Origin of the sequence: Mycolicibacterium vaccae NBRC 14118 = CIP 105934 (assembly GCF_001552715.1) — a bacterium.
In the GTDB taxonomy this organism is placed as follows: Bacteria; Actinomycetota; Actinomycetes; order Mycobacteriales; family Mycobacteriaceae; genus Mycobacterium; species Mycobacterium vaccae.
In genome coordinates this window covers 1-797 of the sequence record NZ_BCRS01000360.1, presented here as the reverse complement: position 1 = coordinate 797, position 797 = coordinate 1, and the positions used below count along the sequence as shown (strand labels likewise).

Below are 797 nucleotides of genomic sequence, written 5' to 3'. Positions count from 1 at the left end.
CCACCCGGGAACGGATCGAGCTCGACCTGGTCCGCACCGCGGTGGGCAATGGACCCAAGGAATTGAAGGACTCAGCGGACCGCACCTTGTTCCTGCTCGACCAGGACGGGCCCGAACCCGATGACACCGAACGCGCCCGCAAACGCGGGGTCACCCTCGGTAAGCAGCGCCCCGACGCGATGACCGACCTGTCGGCGACGTTGACCCCCGAAGCCCGCGCGGTGTGGGAGGCGATCTTCGCCAAATTCGCCGCGCCCGGGATGTGTAATCCCGACGATCCGGAACCGTGCACGTCGGGGACCCCGTCGCAGGCGCAGATCGACAACGACCATCGCAGCCTGGCCCAGCGTCAACACGATGCGTTGGTCGCGGCCGGCCGTATCGCGTTGATGAGCGGCGAACTAGGCCAGCTCAACGGGTTGCCGGTGTCGGTGATCATCCGCACCACGTTGCAGGATCTGGAATCGCGCGCCGGGGTCGGCACGACCGGCGGGGGCACGGTGGTGCCGATCGCCGAGGTGATCCGGATGGCCGGGCACGCGAATCATTACCTGGCGGTGTTCGACCGCGCGACCGGATCGGCGCTGGAGTTGTTCCGCACCAGGCGGGTGGCTTCCCCGGCGCAGCGGATCATGCTGATCGCCCGTGACGGCGGGTGTACGAAGCCGTGTTGCACTGTCGGGGCGTACGGTTCCCAGGTCCATCACGTGGTGGCTGATTGGGCCAAGGGCGGTAACACCAACGTCGACGAACTCGGCCTGGCCTGCGGCCCGCACAACCGCTCCGTCGACGAGAAT

The 797-nt window shown here is 67.6% G+C and carries 1 protein-coding gene; it reads left to right on the top strand.

Going from position 1 to position 797, the window contains the following annotated elements; translation table 11 throughout:
* Positions 1–797 (top strand): HNH endonuclease signature motif containing protein (locus tag MVA01S_RS30015; protein ID WP_159426398.1); only part of this gene is annotated, 797 nt, incomplete at both ends.